The sequence below is a fragment of the Flavobacterium azooxidireducens genome (assembly GCF_023195775.1).
In the GTDB taxonomy this organism is placed as follows: Bacteria; Bacteroidota; Bacteroidia; order Flavobacteriales; family Flavobacteriaceae; genus Flavobacterium; species Flavobacterium azooxidireducens.
Genome location: NZ_CP096205.1, coordinates 1,299,431 through 1,318,206 on the forward strand (window position 1 = coordinate 1,299,431; position 18,776 = coordinate 1,318,206).

General features: G+C 34.2%; 20 protein-coding genes. 12 read left to right on the forward strand and 8 right to left on the reverse strand.

The genetic code is table 11. The features are described 5' to 3' along the window. Positions 1–37: 37 nt before the first annotated feature. From fabF to pyk, 4 genes are all read left to right on the forward strand, one after another. Positions 38–1,291: a beta-ketoacyl-ACP synthase II gene (gene fabF, locus M0M57_RS05700; protein ID WP_248436187.1), complete on the forward strand. Its 1,254-nt coding sequence runs from the start codon at positions 38–40 to the stop codon at positions 1,289–1,291. A 6-nt stretch (positions 1,292–1,297) separates the two neighbouring features. Then, the gene (gene rnc / locus M0M57_RS05705; RefSeq protein WP_248436188.1) at positions 1,298–2,044 is read left to right on the forward strand and encodes a ribonuclease III; all 747 of its coding nucleotides are present in this window, start codon (positions 1,298–1,300) and stop codon (positions 2,042–2,044) included. Between the two features lie 109 nt (positions 2,045–2,153). Next, entirely contained in the window at positions 2,154–2,639 is a 486-nt protein-coding gene (locus M0M57_RS05710; RefSeq protein ID WP_248436190.1) for an IPExxxVDY family protein, read from the forward strand. An 8-nt stretch (positions 2,640–2,647) separates the two neighbouring features. After that, positions 2,648–4,078: a pyruvate kinase gene (gene pyk, locus M0M57_RS05715; protein WP_248436191.1), complete on the forward strand. Its 1,431-nt coding sequence runs from the start codon at positions 2,648–2,650 to the stop codon at positions 4,076–4,078. 47 nt (positions 4,079–4,125) lie between these two features. On the opposite strand, the gene M0M57_RS05720 is transcribed toward pyk, so the two are convergent. From M0M57_RS05720 to hemA, 8 genes are all read right to left on the reverse strand, one after another. Next, the gene (locus tag M0M57_RS05720; protein ID WP_248436193.1) at positions 4,126–4,641 is read right to left on the reverse strand and encodes a PAS domain-containing protein; all 516 of its coding nucleotides are present in this window, start codon (positions 4,639–4,641) and stop codon (positions 4,126–4,128) included. Between the two features lie 141 nt (positions 4,642–4,782). Next, complete coding sequence (locus M0M57_RS05725) at positions 4,783–5,088, reverse strand: hypothetical protein (protein ID WP_248436195.1); 306 nt, start codon at positions 5,086–5,088, stop codon at positions 4,783–4,785. A gap of 34 nt (positions 5,089–5,122) precedes the next feature. Then, entirely contained in the window at positions 5,123–6,148 is a 1,026-nt protein-coding gene (gene hemE, locus M0M57_RS05730) for a uroporphyrinogen decarboxylase (protein WP_248436197.1), read from the reverse strand. Positions 6,149–6,184: 36 nt separating this feature from the next. Continuing rightward, on the reverse strand, positions 6,185–6,856 hold the full coding sequence (locus M0M57_RS05735) for a uroporphyrinogen-III synthase (protein ID WP_248436198.1): 672 nt from the start codon (positions 6,854–6,856) through the stop codon (positions 6,185–6,187). Positions 6,857–6,858: 2 nt separating this feature from the next. Continuing rightward, on the reverse strand, positions 6,859–7,548 hold the full coding sequence (locus tag M0M57_RS05740; RefSeq protein WP_248436200.1) for a potassium channel family protein: 690 nt from the start codon (positions 7,546–7,548) through the stop codon (positions 6,859–6,861). Between the two features lie 11 nt (positions 7,549–7,559). Continuing rightward, positions 7,560–9,302 carry a TrkH family potassium uptake protein gene (locus M0M57_RS05745; protein ID WP_248436201.1) on the reverse strand — a complete coding sequence of 581 codons (1,743 nt, stop codon included), beginning with the start codon at positions 9,300–9,302 and terminating at the stop codon, positions 7,560–7,562. Positions 9,303–9,312: 10 nt separating this feature from the next. Next, the gene (gene hemC / locus M0M57_RS05750) at positions 9,313–10,275 is read right to left on the reverse strand and encodes a hydroxymethylbilane synthase (protein WP_248436203.1); all 963 of its coding nucleotides are present in this window, start codon (positions 10,273–10,275) and stop codon (positions 9,313–9,315) included. Beyond that, positions 10,265–11,560: a glutamyl-tRNA reductase gene (gene hemA / locus M0M57_RS05755; protein ID WP_248436205.1), complete on the reverse strand. Its 1,296-nt coding sequence runs from the start codon at positions 11,558–11,560 to the stop codon at positions 10,265–10,267. Before hemA ends, hemC begins: the two co-directional genes overlap by 11 nt. A 229-nt stretch (positions 11,561–11,789) precedes the next feature. Here hemA and M0M57_RS05760 point away from each other — a divergent pair, with 229 nt between their 5' ends. The 8 genes from M0M57_RS05760 (at position 11,790) to M0M57_RS05795 (ending at position 18,775) form a co-directional block, all read left to right on the forward strand. Next, entirely contained in the window at positions 11,790–12,656 is an 867-nt protein-coding gene (locus tag M0M57_RS05760; protein WP_248436207.1) for an AraC family transcriptional regulator, read from the forward strand. 9 nt (positions 12,657–12,665) lie between these two features. Further along, complete coding sequence (locus tag M0M57_RS05765; RefSeq protein ID WP_248436209.1) at positions 12,666–13,193, forward strand: hypothetical protein; 528 nt, start codon at positions 12,666–12,668, stop codon at positions 13,191–13,193. Positions 13,194–13,381: 188 nt separating this feature from the next. Then, positions 13,382–13,555 carry a hypothetical protein gene (locus tag M0M57_RS05770; RefSeq protein ID WP_248436211.1) on the forward strand — a complete coding sequence of 58 codons (174 nt, stop codon included), beginning with the start codon at positions 13,382–13,384 and terminating at the stop codon, positions 13,553–13,555. A gap of 24 nt (positions 13,556–13,579) precedes the next feature. Beyond that, positions 13,580–14,617 carry a ferrochelatase gene (gene hemH / locus M0M57_RS05775; protein ID WP_248436213.1) on the forward strand — a complete coding sequence of 346 codons (1,038 nt, stop codon included), beginning with the start codon at positions 13,580–13,582 and terminating at the stop codon, positions 14,615–14,617. After that, positions 14,617–15,972 (forward strand): MATE family efflux transporter, encoded by a 1,356-nt coding sequence (locus M0M57_RS05780; protein ID WP_248436215.1) that lies wholly within the window; start codon positions 14,617–14,619, stop codon positions 15,970–15,972. Before hemH ends, M0M57_RS05780 begins: the two co-directional genes overlap by 1 nt. Next, positions 15,959–16,501, forward strand: a complete 543-nt coding sequence (locus M0M57_RS05785; protein ID WP_248436217.1) for a CopD family protein — start codon at positions 15,959–15,961, stop codon at positions 16,499–16,501. The genes M0M57_RS05780 and M0M57_RS05785 overlap by 14 nt, the downstream gene beginning before the upstream one ends. A gap of 53 nt (positions 16,502–16,554) precedes the next feature. Further along, positions 16,555–17,979 carry a sensor histidine kinase gene (locus M0M57_RS05790; protein ID WP_248436219.1) on the forward strand — a complete coding sequence of 475 codons (1,425 nt, stop codon included), beginning with the start codon at positions 16,555–16,557 and terminating at the stop codon, positions 17,977–17,979. A 10-nt stretch (positions 17,980–17,989) separates the two neighbouring features. After that, complete coding sequence (locus M0M57_RS05795) at positions 17,990–18,775, forward strand: enoyl-CoA hydratase/isomerase family protein (RefSeq protein WP_248436221.1); 786 nt, start codon at positions 17,990–17,992, stop codon at positions 18,773–18,775. Position 18,776: the final 1 nt, after the last annotated feature.

Consider the following 18,776-nt stretch of genomic DNA (forward strand, 5'->3'; position numbering starts at 1 on the left):
TTTTGTTTATATTCGTACTCACAAATAAGCATTAAAAATGGAGTTAAAAAGAGTCGTGGTTACCGGTTTAGGAGCCTTAACACCCATAGGAAATAACATTGAGGAATATTGGAATGCACTAATTAACGGCGTTAGTGGTGCTGCACCAATTACTTATTATGATACTGAAAAACACAAAACAAAGTTTGCTTGCGAAGTAAAGAATTTCAATGTAGAAGATTTTATTGATCGCAAAGAAGCTCGAAGAATGGATAAATTTGCTCAATATGCCATTGTTGCCAGTGACGAAGCAATCTTAGACGCCGGAATTACTGCAGACAACGTTGACAAACATAGAGTTGGGGTCATTTGGGGAGCCGGAATTGGCGGATTAGAAACTTTTCAAGAAGAAGTTTTATACTATGCCAAAGGCGACGGAACACCAAAATTTAATCCGTTTTTTATCCCAAAAATGATTGCTGATATTGCTCCCGCTCATATTTCGATGAAAAATGGGTTTATGGGACCAAATTATACTACGGTTTCTGCTTGTGCTTCATCGGCAAATGCTATGATTGATGCCTTTAACTATATCCGATTAGGATTGTGTGATGTCATTATTTCAGGTGGTTCAGAAGCTGCAGTTACCATTGCAGGAATGGGCGGATTTAATTCGATGCACGCCTTATCAACCCGAAATGAGAGTCCAGAAACAGCCTCAAGACCTTTTGATGCAACTCGTGACGGATTTGTATTGGGTGAAGGTGCCGGTGCATTAGTTTTAGAAGAATATGAACACGCCAAAGCTCGTGGAGCAAAAATATATTGTGAAATCGGTGGTGGCGGAATGTCATCGGATGCTTATCACTTAACCGCTCCGCACCCGGAAGGGCTTGGCGTTATTGCAGTAATGAATAATTGTTTGCGTGATGCCAGAATGAAACCGGAAGAAATTGATCACATCAACACGCACGGAACTTCAACTCCTTTAGGTGATGTTGCTGAATTAAAGGCAATTAGTGCTGTTTTTGGCGATCACGCGAAGAACATCAACATTAATTCAACCAAATCAATGACGGGCCATTTACTTGGTGCTGCCGGTGGAATTGAAGCGATTGCTTCCATCTTAGCCATTAAACACGGATTAATTCCACCCACAATTAATCATTCTGTAGTGGATGAAAACATTAATCCGGAGTTAAATCTTACGCTAAATAAAGCTCAGAAAAGAGATATTAAAGTGGCAATGAGTAACACCTTTGGTTTTGGTGGTCATAATGCCTGTGTTTTATTTAAAAAATTAGAGGAATAATTCTCAATGAACGTTTTTAAAAAAATATTTACCAAAAATTCCCGTCCTCTAGAAGGCGGGATTTTTTTTGAAGCTATTCATAAAATACTGGGATTCAAACCAAATAACATTGAATTTTATCAAAAAGCATTTACCCATCGATCTTCCAATAAACTGGATTTAAAAGGGAATCCGATTAATTATGAACGTCTAGAATTTTTAGGTGATGCCATGTTGAGTGCCGTTATTGCCGGGCATTTGTTTAACGAAGTTCCTTCCGGAGACGAAGGTTATCTAACCAAAATGCGTTCTAAAATTGTGAGTCGTGAGCATTTGAATGAACTCGGTCGTGATTTAAATTTGATTCAATTGGTAGATAGTAAGGTTCCGTTTCAACATTTTGGCGAAAATATTCACGGTAATATTTTTGAAGCATTAGTAGGAGCCATTTTTTTAGATAAAGGATATCCGTATTGCGAAAAATTTATCTACAAAAGAGTTATCGTTCCTTATGTTGATATTGCTAAATTGGAAGGAAAAGTCATTAGTTACAAAAGTTTAGTAATCGAATGGTGTCAAAAAGAGAAAAAACCTTTTCATTTTGATGTTTTTGATGATAACGGAAATGACGGCCAACGTTATTTTGGTGTTAAGTTAAGCATCGATAACAAGATAATTGCCAAAGCAAGAGCTACTTCCAAAAAGAAAGCAGAAGAAATTGCTTCGAAACGTGCCTTTTTCGCTTTCCAAGAAAAAATGGACAAAAAATTATAGAAATCATAAAACTACATCGTTTTCGTTCATAAATTATCGTTAAGTTAAGAAATTCACCCTTTTTTGTAGGCTAAAAACACTATATTTACATCTTGTTTGAATGTAAAATATGGCTATTCATAAATTATTCATTGACGACTTCGAAGAAGCAGATTATCAGTTAATCGCCATTCATACCACCTTGGAAAACTATCGAGTTGCGTATTTTATAAACCAAAATCTACCTATTTTACTTCATCGAAACAAAAAAGAAATTCTGATTGGAACAGAAAAACAAAAAAAAGGTTTTTCAAACTTTCATTTTGAAGACAACAAAAAAGAAATTTTTTGGACTTTAATTGAAAATAAAAGGGAAATTTCTCTTCCTCAGAAAAACAAAATCATCACTCTTTTTAAAGAAGAACAGGAATTTAGTAATACTATTTACTTTTTACCTGAATTTAAAAATGTAGATTTTTTTCTAAAAATTGAAGGCGATGAAAGCCAGATAAACATCAATAAAATAATAACAAAACTAAATACTATCGACCAAATTGCAACGGTTTATGCCGTAGATAAAAGTCGAATAAAATCTAAAAACAATTTAATTTTTTAAAAAACAATATGCCAATCAACAAAAAAACCAAAATTGTTGCCACATTAGGGCCAGCTTGTAGCACCAAAGAAGTTATTAAAAACATGATTGATGCCGGAGTAAATGTATTCCGTATTAATTTTTCGCATGCTGATTATGAAGATGTGAAAGAACGCATCAACATCATCCGTGGATTAAATGATGAATTTGGATACACAACTGCCATTTTAGCCGATTTGCAAGGCCCAAAACTACGTGTAGGCGTGATGAAAGAAGATGTTGTAGTGAGCAAAGGTGATATTATTACTTTTCAAACTGCAGAAGATGTTCCCGGAACGGCTGAACGTGTTTATATGAATTACAAAGAATTTCCGAGAGATGTAAATCCGGGTGAAAAAATTCTTTTAGACGATGGAAAATTAATGTTCGAAGCTCTTGAAACCAATGGAACAACTGAAGTAGTTTGTAAAGTTATTCAAGGAGGACCATTAAAATCGAAAAAAGGTGTAAATCTTCCGAATACAAAAGTTTCTTTGCCGGCTTTGACCAAAAAAGATATCAAAGATGCTCTTTTTGCTATTGAAAATGAAGTAGATTGGATTGCACTTTCTTTCGTGAGAACGCCAAAAGATTTAGAAGAATTGCAGGATTTGATTGCAAAACATTCTTCGTATAAAATTCCGATTATTGCTAAAATCGAGAAACCGGAAGCGGTGGAAAACATTGATAAAATTGTTGCTTTTTGCGATGGCTTGATGGTTGCTCGTGGTGATTTGGGTGTAGAAGTTCCCGCGGAGGAAGTTCCGTTGATTCAGAAAAAACTGATTCACAGAGCCAAAACAGCACGAATTCCTGTTATTGTTGCTACTCAAATGATGGAAACAATGATTACTAGTTTAACCCCAACTAGAGCAGAAGTAAACGACGTTGCCAACTCTGTTATGGATGGTGCCGATGCCGTAATGCTTTCCGGAGAAACTTCGGTAGGAAACTATCCTGTGGAAGTGATTGAAACGATGTCAAAAATCATTCGATCAGTTGAAGACAGTCCGCTAATTCAAGTTCCGCATAATCCTCCTCACGTTCGCACAAAACGATTTATTACCAAATCAATTTGTTATCATGCGGCAATTATGGCGAATGAAATTAAAGCAAAAGCCATTTCTACCTTAACAAACAGTGGTTATACTGCTTTTCAGATTTCGGCTTGGCGACCAAGTGCCCATATTTTGGTTTTTACATCAAACAAAAGAATTTTAACCCAATTGAATTTGCTTTGGGGTGTTCGTTCTTTTTATTATGATAAGTTTGCCAGTACAGATGACACCGTGGAAGATGTAAACAAATTAGCTAAAGAGAAAGGTTTTGTAGAAAAAGGTGATATGGTTATCAACTTAGCTGCCATGCCAATTGCTGAAAAAGGAATGGTAAATACGTTGAGGGTTTCAGATATTTCGTAAAAACCGAAGTAAATAAATATAAAAGGAGCTAAAATTAGCTCCTTTTTTTATGCTGCTTTTTCAAACGCTATGAAATTTGTTAGTTCGCCTGATTTATTAAAAACCGGAAAACCTTTGATGTGGCATTGGTAAGTTGAACCATTTTTACAATAATTCGTTATAATTTTGTCGAACGGTTGTTGATTTTTTACTGCCAAACTTATTTCTTTAGATGTTTGCAGACAAGTTGCTTCACCTTGAAACATTTTTGGAGACTTTCCTATAACTTCTTCCGGATGATAGCCGTTCATTCGAACCATATTTTTGGTGGAGAAAACAATTTTCAGATTTGGACAAGTAACTACAACAACAGTATCAATATCTATCGATTTATTCAAATTAAAATCTGTTTTCCAACTATTAAAAGCGGCCAAAAGCTGTAACTGATTTTGATCTGATATAATTTTGTTTAGTTGATTTAAAAAATCACCATACAAATCCCACGTAGTTAGTGGCATTTTTTTAGTTTCCAACTTTGATTCGTTTTGGAAAAAACCATTGTCGTATTCTTTAAATTCAAGCATTTTAATTCTATTTTGAATCAAAATTAGATTTTAATTTGAAACAATCATCAAATTGTATAAGGTTTAACGATTGTTGAAGATTTTTAGTTGATAAGAAAATTGGATGTTTATTCTCTAGCTACTTTTTAAAATTTGATAAATTCATTCCTCCAACTCTAAATAAATATCATTGTCCGGGTTTTTAATTGTTTGTGTTTCGTATCCTTCTTTAGAGAATTCAACATGAAAATCTTGACAATCCGGCATACATCCGCCAAATGGACCATACATTTCCCAGCTACCCAATGAATCAGTATATTTTGTTTTTTCTGTTTCAATGCATTTATACTTTACACTATCTAACGCAATTCCTGTATTTTTATCAAATACAATCCCATCCCCTCCATTTTCTCCTTCACAGCTAATTAGTGTAAATATCAATCCAAAAATTAATAGCTTTATTTTCATGCTTTTGACTTCTCATTTTCAAATAAGCAACTGCCTACTGATTATACTCCTTCACCGCTTCCACAAAAGCCTTCGCGTGATCAACAGGAATAGTTGGTAAAATTCCATGACCAAGATTTACGATATAACTGTCTTTCCCAAATTCATCGATCATTTGATGTACCATTTTTTTGATAGTTGGAATGGGTGATAATAAACGTGACGGATCAAAATTTCCTTGTAACGTGATTTTTCCACCGGATAAATAACGAGCATTTCTTGCTGAACAAGTCCAATCTACACCCAAAGCTGAAGCTTTTGATTTAGCCATATCGTTCAAAGCAAACCAGCATCCTTTTCCAAAAACAATTACTTTGGTGTGTGGAGCCAACGCTTCAACAATTTGGTTGATGTATTGCCACGAAAATTCCTGATAATCCACCGGAGAAAGCATTCCTCCCCAAGAATCAAAAATCTGAATTGCATTACAACCCGCTTTTACTTTTTCTTTTAAATATAAAATAGTCGTATCGGTTATTTTTTGTAATAATGTGTGAGCAGCTATTGGGTTTGAAAAACAAAATCCCTTTGCAGTATCAAAACTTTTTGAACCTTTTCCTTCCACGGCATAACAAAAAATTGTCCAAGGTGAGCCGGCAAAACCAATCAATGGTACCTCATCATTCAACATTTCTTTGGTTAATCTGATGGCATCAAAAACATAACCTAATGTTTCGTGAACATCCGGAACAAAAGTCTTATTCACATCATCCATCGAACGAATTGGGTTCGGAATAATTGGCCCTAAATTGTCTTTTAATTCCACGTGAATTCCCATCGCTCGTGGAACAACCAAAATATCTGAAAACAAAATAGCCGCATCGGGTTTTACAATTCGGATGGGTTGAACGGTAATTTCCGCAGCTAATTCAGGGGTTTCGCAACGAGTGAAAAAATCATATTTGTCACGTAAAGCTCTGAATTCAGGCAAATATCTTCCGGCTTGACGCATCATCCAAACAGGTGGACGTTCAACGGTTTCATTATTTAAGGCTCTTAGAAAAAGATCGTTTTTTATCATAATTATATTTTTTAAACTGACGAACTTTTGTCAGATTTAGGATTCTTTGAAATAATTTATACTTTGTATGATTACGTTTTCAACCGTCGGTCGGTTTGCAATCACTATATTTTTTGTGCTTTTTTCAATTTCTGCGGCTGTTGTTGTCCCGATGCAAAAACAAATTTCATTAGAAATAGAATTTTCTTTTAAATAACTCTGAACAGCGGACGGACTAAAAAACAAAATTCCATCGATTTGATTATCAGTTTTGTGTGGCGTTAAAATGGTTTTATAGACTTCAATTTCTTCAAAAATGATATTATTTTTTTGAAAAGCGGCTGGAATCGTATCTCTTCTCAAATTTCCGGAGAAAAACGTGAATTTTTTATCAGAATGATTCTTCAATAAATAATCAACCAGCTCATCGGCATAATCAAATGCATTTTCAACTTTAAATCCGTTTTCTTTCAAAAGTTGCTTTGTTTTTATTCCGACACAAAAACAAATTTTATCTTTCAAAATGATATGATTTTCATTTTTTATGACACTTAAAACGGCATTTTGACTGGTGAAAATTAAATAATCAAAAGATGAATTCAATTGAAAAGATTGAAATTCAATTTGAATAAAATCAGCTTCAATCAAACGAAAATCAGCATTAAGTAAAAACTGTTTTTGGTTGGGTTGAAGTTTTTTAGTTGATAGTATTCTGATTGATTTTTCCAACGTTAATCTTGTCCTTCACAGTAAACTGAAATATTTTTATTTTCACCAAAAACCACTAAAATATCATCTTGATAAATCACGGTTTCAGGTGTTGGCAAACCAATGGTTTCTTTTACGATTGATTTTTTTCCGATTAAATTCGTTTTTTCTTTTTTACGGATAATTGTAACTAAATTCAAATGGTATTTATCGATTGTATTTAATTCGTACAATGTTTTTCCGTGAAATTCCGGTTTCGATTTTACTTCGGAAATGGTATAATTGTTATCTAATTGATAGTTTTCTAACGTCGTTTTGAAGTTGATTTGCTTCGTTAAACGATCGGCACTTTCTTGTTCCGGATGAATGATACTGTAAATTCCCATCGCTTCCAAAACCGTATCGTGAATCGGCGATAATGCTCGACTGATGATTTTTACATTCGATAATTTTTTGATAATGGCCGTCGTAATAATGGCAGCACCCTCATTCTCTCCAATACCAACCACAACTTTATCGGCATCCTTTAATGGCAAGGCTTCGTACGCTAATTCATTCGTAGAATCCATACAAATTGCGTGTGAAATTTTGTCTTTAATCAAGTTGACTTTATCCATTTGCTTATCCACCCCAATCACTTCATTTCCAGTTTCTGTGAGGCTTAATGCTAAGGACATTCCGAAATTTCCTAATCCAAAAATGATGATTTTCATTCTATTAGATTTTAGTTAATTAAAATATTTTCTTTGGGATATTCATAAAACTGATGATTGATTTGACGAAGCAATCCAATCATTAAGTTGAGCATCCCGATTCTTCCGATGAACATAGTTCCAATGAGAACATATTTGCTTGGTTCGGTTAACGTTGGTGTAAAATTCAAAGACAAACCAACCGTACTGTAAGCCGAAAAACATTCAAAAACAACTGAAAGTAAGTCCGTTCCTTTTGGTTCTAAAATCAACAACGATAAAATGGCAAATCCAATTACAATTAATGAAATACATAAAATGGCAAAAGCTCTTGAAGTTGATTCACTCGAAATTCTTCTTCCTAACAGCTGAATTCTTGTTTTTCCTCTGGCAATTGCAAAAATGTTCAATGTAGCTAATGCAAAGGTACTCGTTTTTATCCCACCTCCGGTTGATGCCGGTGAAGCTCCAATCCACATTAAAAAGATAATGAATAATAAGGTTGGAACGGTGAATTCTGTTAAATCTAATGTATTAAAACCGGCGGTTCTCGGTGTCACAGCATTAAACGCAGTTGATGTGATTTTCCCGAATAACGTTTGATGATAATTCATCGTGTTATTGTATTCCGAAATCCATAAGAAAACAAATCCACCAACCAATAAAGCTCCGGTTGTATAAAGAACGATTTTTGAGTTTAATGTCATCACACTCAAATGTTTATGAATTCTTTTTCTGTCAAAAAGTTCTAAAACAAAGATTTTAATGTATTGATAAAAATTAAAAATGATGTTGTAACCCAATCCTCCAAAAACAACCATAACAATTACGACCCACTGCATATAATAATTAAATTGAAGGTAACTTTCGCTCAATCCGGCTGATAATGTTGAAAATCCGGCATTACAAAAAGCAGAAATAGCGTGAAAAATCGAAAAGAAAACCTTGTCTTCAATCGCAGGATTATCAATAATAGAAGAATAAATAAATAATGCACCTACTAATTCTACGCTAATGGTAAAAATCACCACATTCAAGGCAGTTTTTAAAACATCTTTTAAAGTATCTTGAGCAATAAAGTCCCTCACATTCAAACCTTCTTTAAACGAAGAACTCCCTCGAAAGAAAAAGGCAAAAAAGGAAGTAAACGTCAAAATTCCCAATCCACCAATTTGAATTAAACTAATGATAATTGTTTGTCCAACGGTGGTAAAATCTGTTGCTGTATCTAAAACGATTAAACCGGTAACACAAACGGCACTGGTGGATGTAAAAAGTGCATCGGTAAACGAAATTCCATTTGTTGTGGCGTTGGGAAGCATCAACAAAAATGATCCAATGATGATGATGGCAAAAAAACTTCCCACAAAAACAATGGCCGGATTATAATACACTTCATAGATATATCGCACCAAAATCATTAATCGAATAATGAAATAAAAGATCAAACCAGCTTCTAAAATGGGTCTGATTTTCTTGAAAACTTCTAAGTAATGAAGATTGATATTGATTATGGAGAAAATGAGTGCGACTACCAATAAAGCCCCTATTATCAAGGAATTAACTAACGCTACTTTTTTCCGTCCGGACGTTTTATAATAAAAATATTTGAAAATATTAAACACTAACAAAGCAATAGTGATTAATACTAAACCGATGAATTTTGGCGTATGGTATTCTTCGTGAATGCTATAACCAAAATCAAATACGATGTAGGTCAATACAATGAGATCAAAAAAGCGGTAGATTATCTTGAGTATTGAATCTTTGTGCATAGTTGAGCAATTAGTGTTTCTTTTCTAATGCTTTTTTTATCGAACGCATTAGTTCTGAACCACCGTTTTCTAAAATTTCAGTAGCACAAAGTTCGCCAAAATTTTGATATAAAGTTGTATTTATCGTTTTTTCTATTTCCAGTTTAACTTTTCCGTCTAATGAAAAGAGAACGCCTTTTAAAGTCATTAAATCGTCGTTGATTTCTGCTAATGCTCCGATTGGTGCTGTGCAACCACCTTCTAGTGTTTTAAGAAATTGTCTTTCTACAAACGTGCAGATTTCCGATGCTTTATGATTTAAATGAGCCAATGCTTCCTGAGAAAAAGTATCATTTTCCATCGCAACTACTACCATTGCACCTTGTGCGGGAGCAGGAATCATCCAATCCAGGTTGATGAATGTTTCGGGTTTCAAATTGATTCGTTCTAAACCGGCGGCAGCAAAAACAGCTCCATTCCAATTATTATCTTTCAATTTTTGCATTCGGGTATTTACGTTTCCGCGTAAATCTTCTACTTGGTGAGACGGATATTTATTCAACCATTGTGCTTTTCTTCGTAAACTTCCGGAAGCAATTGTACCCGAATTATCTAAAAAAGATAAATCTCCTTTATGAACCAAAATATCTAAAGTTGAAGCTCGTTCCAAAACCGCAGCCTGTACAATTCCTTTTGGCAAAGCCGTTGGAACATCTTTCATCGAGTGAACTGCAATATCCACTTCGCCTTTCAGCATAGCAATATCAAGTGTTTTCGTGAAAATTCCGGTGATTCCGAGTTCGTAAAGTGGTTTGTCAAGAATAATGTCGCCAGTCGATTTTACAGAAATAATTTCAGTTTGATAACCCAAATCATTTAATTTTTTTTCTACCGTATGAGCTTGCCAAAGTGCGAGTTCACTGTCGCGAGTTCCAATGCGGATAAGCCTCCTGTCCTCCGAAGAAGGAATAGATGACTCTGAATTATCGTTCATTATAGGTTACTTTTTGAAGTGCTTCTCCTTCGGAAACAATGGGACTTATTTGAAAGATTTTCTCAATCCATTCGATGCTTTCATCCACCATCGTATTATCATCTTTTAAATGATTAGCAAAATGGGTTGTGATTTTTTGAATGATTCGATTACTGATAATTTCAGCTTGATCGTGATCAAAATTAGCTATTTTTTTACGTTGAAAATCCAATTCTCCGTCTTTAATCGAATTCAATTTTTCTTTTAACGCGTGAATTGTTGGAGCAAATTTTCTGGCTTTCATCCACGAAATAAATTCCAATTTCACCTCATCAATAATGGCTTCTGCAGCCGGAATATGTAGTTTTCTTTTTTCTAATGTATCGTCTGTTAATTGCGATAAATAATCCATATGAACCAATGAAACGTTATCCAATGTTTTCACATTTTCGTTTACGTTTTTCGGAATGGATAAATCTAAAATTAAAAGTGGTTTTTTTAGATTTAAAATGTCTTTATCGATGGTAGGATTTTGTGCTCCGGTAGCAACAATTAGCACATCGGCTTTTTGAATTTCAAGTTGTAATTCGGTATAATCTTTTACAATTAAATTGAATTTTCCGGCAATTTTTTCTGCTTTATCTTTTGTTCTGTTGATTAGAACAATATGATCATTTTTGGTGTGTTTTACTAAATTTTCACAGGTATTTCGACCAATTTTTCCGGTTCCGAAAAGAAGAATGTTTTTTTGAGAAATTCCGTCTACATTATTAATAATATATTGAACCGAAGCAAAAGCAACCGAAGTAGCTCCTGAACTAATTTCCGTTTCATTTTTGATGCGTTTACTTGCTTGAATTACGGCATTAATCAATCGTTCTAAAAATGAATTGGCTAATCCGAACGTTTTACTTTCAACAAAACTATTTTTTATTTGACTGATAATTTCAAAATCACCCAAAATCTGACTGTCTAAACCGGTTCCAACACGGAACATATGCGAAATGGCTTCTTGGTTTTTATAAACGTAGGCTACATTCTGAAAATCTTCAACAGTACCAATACTGTTATCACACATCAACTTAATTAATTGAAATGGATGTTGTGCAAAACCATATATTTCAGTTCGGTTACACGTTGATGTAACAATCATACTATCTATTCCTTCCAATTTCGCCTGAAGCAAAATATTCGTTTTTGCTTTCGCGTCTAAACTGAACTTTCCTCGTGTCTCAGCATCTGCTTTTTTGTAACTCAATCCAACCGCATAAAAGGTTTGATGTTTCGACAAGTTTAAATTTTCCATAAATACACTTTTCCTAAAAAGTTGAACAAAATTATCATTATCTATTTTATAAAAGTATCGCTCAAAGTACTTTTTGTATCGCTTGAAGATATCCCAATCCAAATTGTGCTTTTCAACGTAAATTCTTTTATATTTGTAGTGTTCTCAACGCTTTTGAATGTATTTGTTTAGAATAATTCTAAATAAACAAAATTCAAGCCTTCCGAGTTATATACGAAAAAATGTCGCTATGGGTTCTCAAGAAGAAATAAAAATTGAAGATGACTTTATTTTAATCCGTTTTCAAAACGACACTGATGAGGTGGTTCGCTTTGAAAGACAGGTATCTACGGGTTTAATTCAGTTTCATTTTGGATTAAAAGGAAAAGCAAAATTTATCTTTAATCAGGGCAATTATGCATTAGAAATGAAGGAAGAAAAATCTCTTTTGCTCTATAATCCGCAAAAAGAGTTACCGGTTCATTTGGAAATTGCACCCCAATCTTGGATGATTTCGGTGTTGGTTTCGATTAAGAAATTTCACACTTTGTTTTCTACGGAAGCAGAATATATTCCGTTTTTAAGTGATGATAATCGGGAGAAAAAATATTATGCCGAGGAAAATATAAGTCCGTCAATGGCCATCGTGCTCAATCAGATTTTTCATTATAACCTCAATGCTTCTATAAAAAATCTTTATTATAAAGGTAAAGGTTATGAACTGCTTAGTTTGTACTTTAACCGCAACGAAGATCCGAATGCAGACCATTGTCCGTTTTTGATTGACGAAGAAAATGTATTGAAAATTAAAAAAGCCAAAGAAATTGTCATTGCCAATATGGCTGAGCCACCGGGTTTACAAGAATTAGCCGATCAAGTGGGCTTGAATTTGAAGAAACTAAAAATGGGTTTCAAACAAATTTATGGCGATAGTGTGTACAGTTTTTTGTTTGATTATAAAATGGAATACGCCCGAAAATTGTTAGACAGCGGAACATACAATGTAAATGAAGTAGGTGTGCAAATTGGTTATAGCACAGCATCGCATTTTATTGCTGCGTTTAAAAAGAAATTCGGAACGACTCCGAAGAAATATTTAATGTCATTGTCGAGTTAAGAATAAGTTATGCGAATTTTATCAATTTTAATGCTTTTTATGATATCCGGTTGTTTTTCATCGGATAAAGAATCCAATAAAAAAACAATTGCAATTGATTATGAACTTGTCAAGGCTGAAAGTCAAAAAGCTTTGCTTATACTTTTTCCTTGTTTTCCTTGTGATGCAGAAAATACAAAAACTGAATTCAAGATTATTGATGTGGCTCAAAAAAATAATATTTCTGTGTTGATGATGAATTTCAACCAACATTTATATTTAGAAAAGGAAGAAAAAGAAAAATTGGCCAAACAATTAAATTCAATTTTAAAAGAAGAAAATTTAAAATCAGAAAACATCTTTATTGGCGGATTTTCAAGTGGTGGAAATGTGAGCTTTTTACTTAGCAATTATCTTATTCAAACCAAAAATAACATCCAACCTAAAGGTGTTTTCTTAGTGGATTCTCCGATTGATTTATTAGAACTTTATAAAACTTCTCAAAAAAATATCGAAAAAATGTCGCTTCAGAATCTGTTGAAGAAGCAAAATGGATAGTTTCTGAATTTGATAAAATCTTCGGAGTTCCTTCATCAGGAATTAAAAAATATGAAGAACATTCTCCTTTCACATTTGAATCAAAATCTATTCAAAACATTTCATCTTTAAAGGATGTAAAACTGAGGTTATATACTGAACCCGATACAATTTGGTGGAAAGAAAACAGAGCAAATGAGTATGAAGATTTGAACGCTTATTCAATTGAAAAATTAGCTGAAGAATTAAAAAAACAAAATTTTAAAAAAACCGAATTAATCAAAACTACGGATAAAGGTTATCGTTCCAATGGAAACAGACATCCGCATTCTTGGTCGATTGTTGATGAAAATGATTTGGTAAAATGGATTTTAGAAGAATAAATATAAAAATTGCAACTAAATAAAATGAAAAAAGGAGTATTATTAGTCAACTTAGGTTCGCCCGAAAGTCCAACCCCAAAAGATGTCAAGCCATATTTAGACGAATTTTTAATGGATAAATATGTGATTGACGTTCCGTTTTTATTACGAGCGTTGCTAGTTCGCGGGATCATTTTACAAACCAGACCCAAAAAATCAGCTGCCGCATATGCCAAAATTTGGTGGGATGAAGGTTCGCCACTCATTGTTTTATCCAAACGGATGCATAAAAAAGTGCAAGCCAACACGAGCATTCCTGTGAGTTTAGCGATGCGTTACGGCAAACCAAGCATTGAATCAGGCTTACAAGAATTACACGATCAAGGCGTGACAGAAGTGATGCTTTTTCCTTTGTATCCGCAACACGCGATGGCTTCAACTGTGACAATTTTAGTTTTGGCAGAAGAAATTCGTAAAAAGAAATTCCCAAATATGAATTTCACGATTCTACCTGCTTTTTATAACCAAAAAGATTACATCCGGGATTTATCTAATTCCATCAAAAAACATTTGGAAGGATTTGAATACGACCATCTGTTATTTTCATATCACGGAATTCCGGAGCGACATATTCGCAAAACCGATGTAACCAAAAGTCATTGCAAAATTGATGGCTCGTGTTGCAACACGCCTTCACCGGCACACGAATTCTGCTACCGTCATCAATGTTATGAAACAACAAAACAAGTTGTTGAATTTTTAGGAATTCCGGAAGGAAAATACAGCCAAACTTTTCAATCGCGTTTAGCCGGAGACAAATGGTTAACGCCATATACCGATGTTGAAATCAACAAAATGCCTGAAAAAGGAATTAAAAAATTAGCCGTAGTAACACCTGCTTTCGTATCTGATTGTTTGGAAACTTTGGAAGAAATTGCGATGGAAGCCAATCATCAATTTAAAGAAAATGGTGGCGAAGAATTTTTAGCAATTCCATGTTTAAACGACGACGACGATTGGTGCAAAACTTTAAGCCGATGGATTGACCAATGGGCTTTTGCTGAAACAGAAACCGCAAAATAATGGCACAATCATCGGGAGCTTTAGGCACAGATGACATCAAACAATTGTTGATAAAACAAGCTGTTCCGGCCTCTATTGGAATTTTATTTATGTCGGTTAACATTTTAGTCGACACTATTTTCGTAGGTCAATGGATAGGATCGTTGGCCATTGCAGCAGTTACCGTAGTTTTACCAATTACATTTTTAATTTCTTCATTAGGAATGGCAATTGGAATTGGCGGAAGTTCCATCATATCAAGAGCTTTAGGAGGAAAAGACAAAGAAAAAGCCTATCGAACTTTTGGAAATCAAATTATGATGACCTTAGTTTTAGCGTTGTTTTTTGTTGTGATTGGATTTTTGTTTTCCGATGAAATTCTGCTACTTTTTGGTGCGAATGGCGATATTATGAAACCGGCCAAAGAATTTTTTATTCCGGTTTTAATCGGCGTTCCGTTTTTGGCTCTTTGTATGATGGGAAACAATGTGATTCGTGCAGAAGGAAAAGCCAAATTTGCCATGATGGCAATGATTATTCCGGCATTTGGAAACATAATTTTAGACATAATTTTCATCAAATTTTTAGATATGGGAATGTTCGGAGCGGCTTTAGCCACTACGATTTCCTATTTTATGTGTTTTGTTTTTATTCTTTGGTTTTTCATCAAAAAAAGTGAATTAAAACCATCGCTTCATCATTATAAATTTGATTTATCAATTGTAAAAGAAATTTCTTCACTCGGATTGGTTACGTTTTCCCGTCAAGGTGTCGTGAGTATTCTAGCCATCATCATCAATCATACTTTGTTTACGTATGGTGGCGAACATTCAGTTGTTGTTTATGGAATCATCAGTCGAATGTTGATGTTTGCTTTGTTTCCCATTTTAGGAATTACACACGGATTTCTTCCGATTGCCGGATACAATTATGGTGCGGAAAATTACAATCGAGTGAAAGAAACCATTTCTATTTCGATAAAATATGCCGCTATTTTAGCAACATTTATATTTATTTTAATATTAGTTTTTGCAAAACCAATCGTTTCTGTTTTTACAAACGATGCCGATGTAATTGCCGAAACTCCTGATGCTTTGCGATGGGTTTTTGCCGCTTCACCGATTATTGCTTTGCAACTCATTGGAGCTGCTTATTTTCAAGCTGCAGGAAAAGCAATTCCTGCCTTATTGCTCACGTTGACAAAACAAGGATTTTTTCTGATTCCGCTTGTGCTTATTTTGCCGAATTATTTTGGTATTTTTGGAGTATGGGTCGCTTTTCCGATTGCAGATATTTTATCAACCATAATCACGGCCTACTTTTTGCGGAGAGAAATGACCACTAAACTGATTGAAAAACCGGATGGAATTTTATAACTACATCAAAGCGTTGCATCTCATCTTTGTGATAACTTGGTTTGCCGGGTTGTTTTACATAGTTCGTTTGTTTGTCTATCATGCTGAAGCCAAAGAAAAACCCGAACCGGAGCAAAGCATTCTAATCAAACAATACCAGTTGATGCAATACCGATTGTGGTACATCATTACGTGGCCAAGTGCTGTTTTAGCCAGCATTTTTGCTTTTTGGCTGTTGTATTTAATTCCCGCTTGGTTAGAACAAGATTGGATGTTGGTTAAATTAGGATTTGTGGTTTTATTATATGCTTATCAAATCAAATGTCATCTTATTTTCAAAGACTTACAGAAAAATGAAGTAAAAAACAGCTCCAATTTTTTCCGATTATGGAATGAAGGAGCAACATTGATTTTATTTGCAGTCGTTTTTTTAGTGATTTTAAAAAGTGCTATCAACTGGATTTATGGCGTAATTGGGATTTTTGTTTTTTCGATGCTGATTATGATTGGATTTAGATTTTATAAACGAATAAGAGAACGCAACAAGTGAGTTTTTCAAAAAAAATAGGCAAACTTTCACTTCGAGTTAGAATTTTCATTTCGATGATTTTTCTAACTGTCATTTCGTCTATTTTGATTGCTTCGGTTTCTATTATTCAATTTAGAAATGAAGCAAAAGATTATCATCAGGAAAGGCTCGAACGAAAAGAAACGGCTATTAAGGAAAACATCAATTACATCCTCAAAAACACTACTTATCCGTTAACAACAGAAAATATTCCGCTGATTTTTTCGGAAAGAGATAAAATTCATGAAATTTCAGATATTCATGCATTGGAAATTAATTTTTATGATTTGAATGGTAAACTTTTAAAATCATCTAAATCTTCTTTTGCGATTGATGATGAACCAAAATCAATTCCGAGTCATATTGTTAGACTTGTTCTGTCGAGTATGGACAAGAGATATGTGGAAGTCAGTGAAATCAATGGCATCAAAAATTTATCTTCTTACAGCGAAATCAAAGATTTACAATTTAAACCTTTAGCTATTTTGAATCTTCCGTACATTGAAGACGATGGTTATTATGAGCGAGAATTGAGGAAATTTATGATTCGGTTCGGACAAGTCTATGCATTTATGCTACTCCTTTCAGGAGTTTTGGCTTATTTCTTATCAAGTTTTATAACTAAATCCATTAAAACTATTTCTGATAAGTTAACCGAAACGCAGCTGAATAAAAAAAATGAAAAAATTGAATTGGAAACCAGCAGCAGAGAAATAGGATTGCTCGTTGAAGCCTACAACAACATGGTGGATGAATTGGAAGAAAGTGCTGTGAAATTAGCACAAGGCGAACGCGAACAAGCTTGGCGAGAAATGGCGAAGCAAGTTGCACATGAAGTGAAAAATCCTTTAACGCCAATGCGATTGACGGTACAAAGTTTTCAAAGGAAATTTGATGAAAACGATCCAAACATCAAACAAAAATTAGATGATTACACCAAAACATTATTGCAACAAATCGACATAATGAGTTCGGTAGCCAATGCGTTTTCAAATTTTGCTTCGATGCCGGCACAGCAAAATGAATTGATTAATGTAGTGGAAGTTGTTAGTTTAGGATTAGAAATTTTTAATGAAAATTACATTCATTTTGAATCAACTGAAAAAGAAATTTTTATGTTGATGGATCGAACGCAGTTAATTCGAATTATCACCAATTTGGTTAAAAATGCAACGCAAGCCATTTCAAATGAAAATTCTAATCCAATTGTTTTGATTTCTGTTTCTGAAGAAAATTCAACTGTAAAAATTGAAGTAAAAGATAACGGAATTGGTATTTCAGATGAAAATAAAATGTATGTTTTTGAACCAAAATTCACCACAAAAAACAGCGGAATGGGTCTTGGTTTAGGTATCATCAAAAAAATTATCGAAAATTATAACGGAACAATTACCTTTGAATCAGAACAAAATAAAGGCACAACATTTACTGTTTTGTTGCCACTAAATACAAACGAATAACTACAACATTATGAACTACGAGAATATTTTAATCGAAAAAGATAACGGAATTTCTGTCATCACCATCAATAGACCAACCAAATTAAACGCATTAAACAAAGCAACAATTGAAGAACTTCATCATGCTTTTGATGCCGAAGATAAAGACAAATCTACCCGAGTAATCATCATTACCGGAAGTGGTGAAAAAGCGTTTGTTGCCGGAGCCGATATTTCTGAATTTGCCCATTTTTCTGTGGAAGAAGGAGGAAAATTAGCCGCACAAGGACAAAAATTATTGTTTGATTTTGTCGAAAACTTATCTACTCCGGTCATTGCGGCTGTGAACGGATTTGCTTTGGGTGGTGGATTAGAATTAGCAATGTCTGCTCATTTCAGAATTGCCTCAGACAATGCCAAAATGGGCTTGCCGGAAGTAACGTTGGGCGTAATTCCAGGTTATGGCGGAACACAACGTTTACCGCAATTAGTTGGCAAAGGCCGAGCAATGGAAATGATAATGACCGCTACGATGATTGATGCCGAAACAGCTAAAAATTATGGCTTAGTTAATCACGTGGTTCCGCAAGCTGAATTGCTGGATTTTACAAAAGGAATTGCTTCAAAAATCGCCAAAAATTCTCCTGTTGCCATCTCCAATGCGATTGATGCAGTGAATGCAAATTATAAAGACGGAACAAATGGTTATGAAATAGAGATTAAAAACTTCGGAAAATCATTTGGAACAGCCGATTTTAAAGAAGGAACAACGGCATTTTTAGAGAAAAGGAAAGCAGAGTTTAAAGGAGATAATTAAA

Bases quoted from the DNA above. Each gene is read 5' to 3' on its own strand.
- fabF (WP_248436187.1), top strand. From the start codon at position 38: ATGGAGTTAAAAAGAGTCGTGGTTACCGGTTTAGGAGCCTTAACACCC.
- rnc (WP_248436188.1), top strand. From the start codon at position 1,298: ATGAACGTTTTTAAAAAAATATTTACCAAAAATTCCCGTCCTCTAGAA.
- M0M57_RS05710 (WP_248436190.1), top strand. From the start codon at position 2,154: ATGGCTATTCATAAATTATTCATTGACGACTTCGAAGAAGCAGATTAT.
- pyk (WP_248436191.1), top strand. From the start codon at position 2,648: ATGCCAATCAACAAAAAAACCAAAATTGTTGCCACATTAGGGCCAGCT.
- M0M57_RS05720 (WP_248436193.1), bottom strand. From the start codon at position 4,641: ATGCTTGAATTTAAAGAATACGACAATGGTTTTTTCCAAAACGAATCA.
- M0M57_RS05725 (WP_248436195.1), bottom strand. From the start codon at position 5,088: ATGAAAATAAAGCTATTAATTTTTGGATTGATATTTACACTAATTAGC.
- hemE (WP_248436197.1), bottom strand. From the start codon at position 6,148: ATGATAAAAAACGATCTTTTTCTAAGAGCCTTAAATAATGAAACCGTT.
- M0M57_RS05740 (WP_248436200.1), bottom strand. From the start codon at position 7,548: ATGAAAATCATCATTTTTGGATTAGGAAATTTCGGAATGTCCTTAGCA.
- M0M57_RS05745 (WP_248436201.1), bottom strand. From the start codon at position 9,302: ATGCACAAAGATTCAATACTCAAGATAATCTACCGCTTTTTTGATCTC.
- hemC (WP_248436203.1), bottom strand. From the start codon at position 10,275: ATGAACGATAATTCAGAGTCATCTATTCCTTCTTCGGAGGACAGGAGG.
- hemA (WP_248436205.1), bottom strand. From the start codon at position 11,560: ATGGAAAATTTAAACTTGTCGAAACATCAAACCTTTTATGCGGTTGGA.
- M0M57_RS05760 (WP_248436207.1), top strand. From the start codon at position 11,790: ATGGGTTCTCAAGAAGAAATAAAAATTGAAGATGACTTTATTTTAATC.
- M0M57_RS05765 (WP_248436209.1), top strand. From the start codon at position 12,666: ATGCGAATTTTATCAATTTTAATGCTTTTTATGATATCCGGTTGTTTT.
- hemH (WP_248436213.1), top strand. From the start codon at position 13,580: ATGAAAAAAGGAGTATTATTAGTCAACTTAGGTTCGCCCGAAAGTCCA.
- M0M57_RS05780 (WP_248436215.1), top strand. From the start codon at position 14,617: ATGGCACAATCATCGGGAGCTTTAGGCACAGATGACATCAAACAATTG.
- M0M57_RS05785 (WP_248436217.1), top strand. From the start codon at position 15,959: ATGGAATTTTATAACTACATCAAAGCGTTGCATCTCATCTTTGTGATA.
- M0M57_RS05790 (WP_248436219.1), top strand. From the start codon at position 16,555: ATGATTTTTCTAACTGTCATTTCGTCTATTTTGATTGCTTCGGTTTCT.
- M0M57_RS05795 (WP_248436221.1), top strand. From the start codon at position 17,990: ATGAACTACGAGAATATTTTAATCGAAAAAGATAACGGAATTTCTGTC.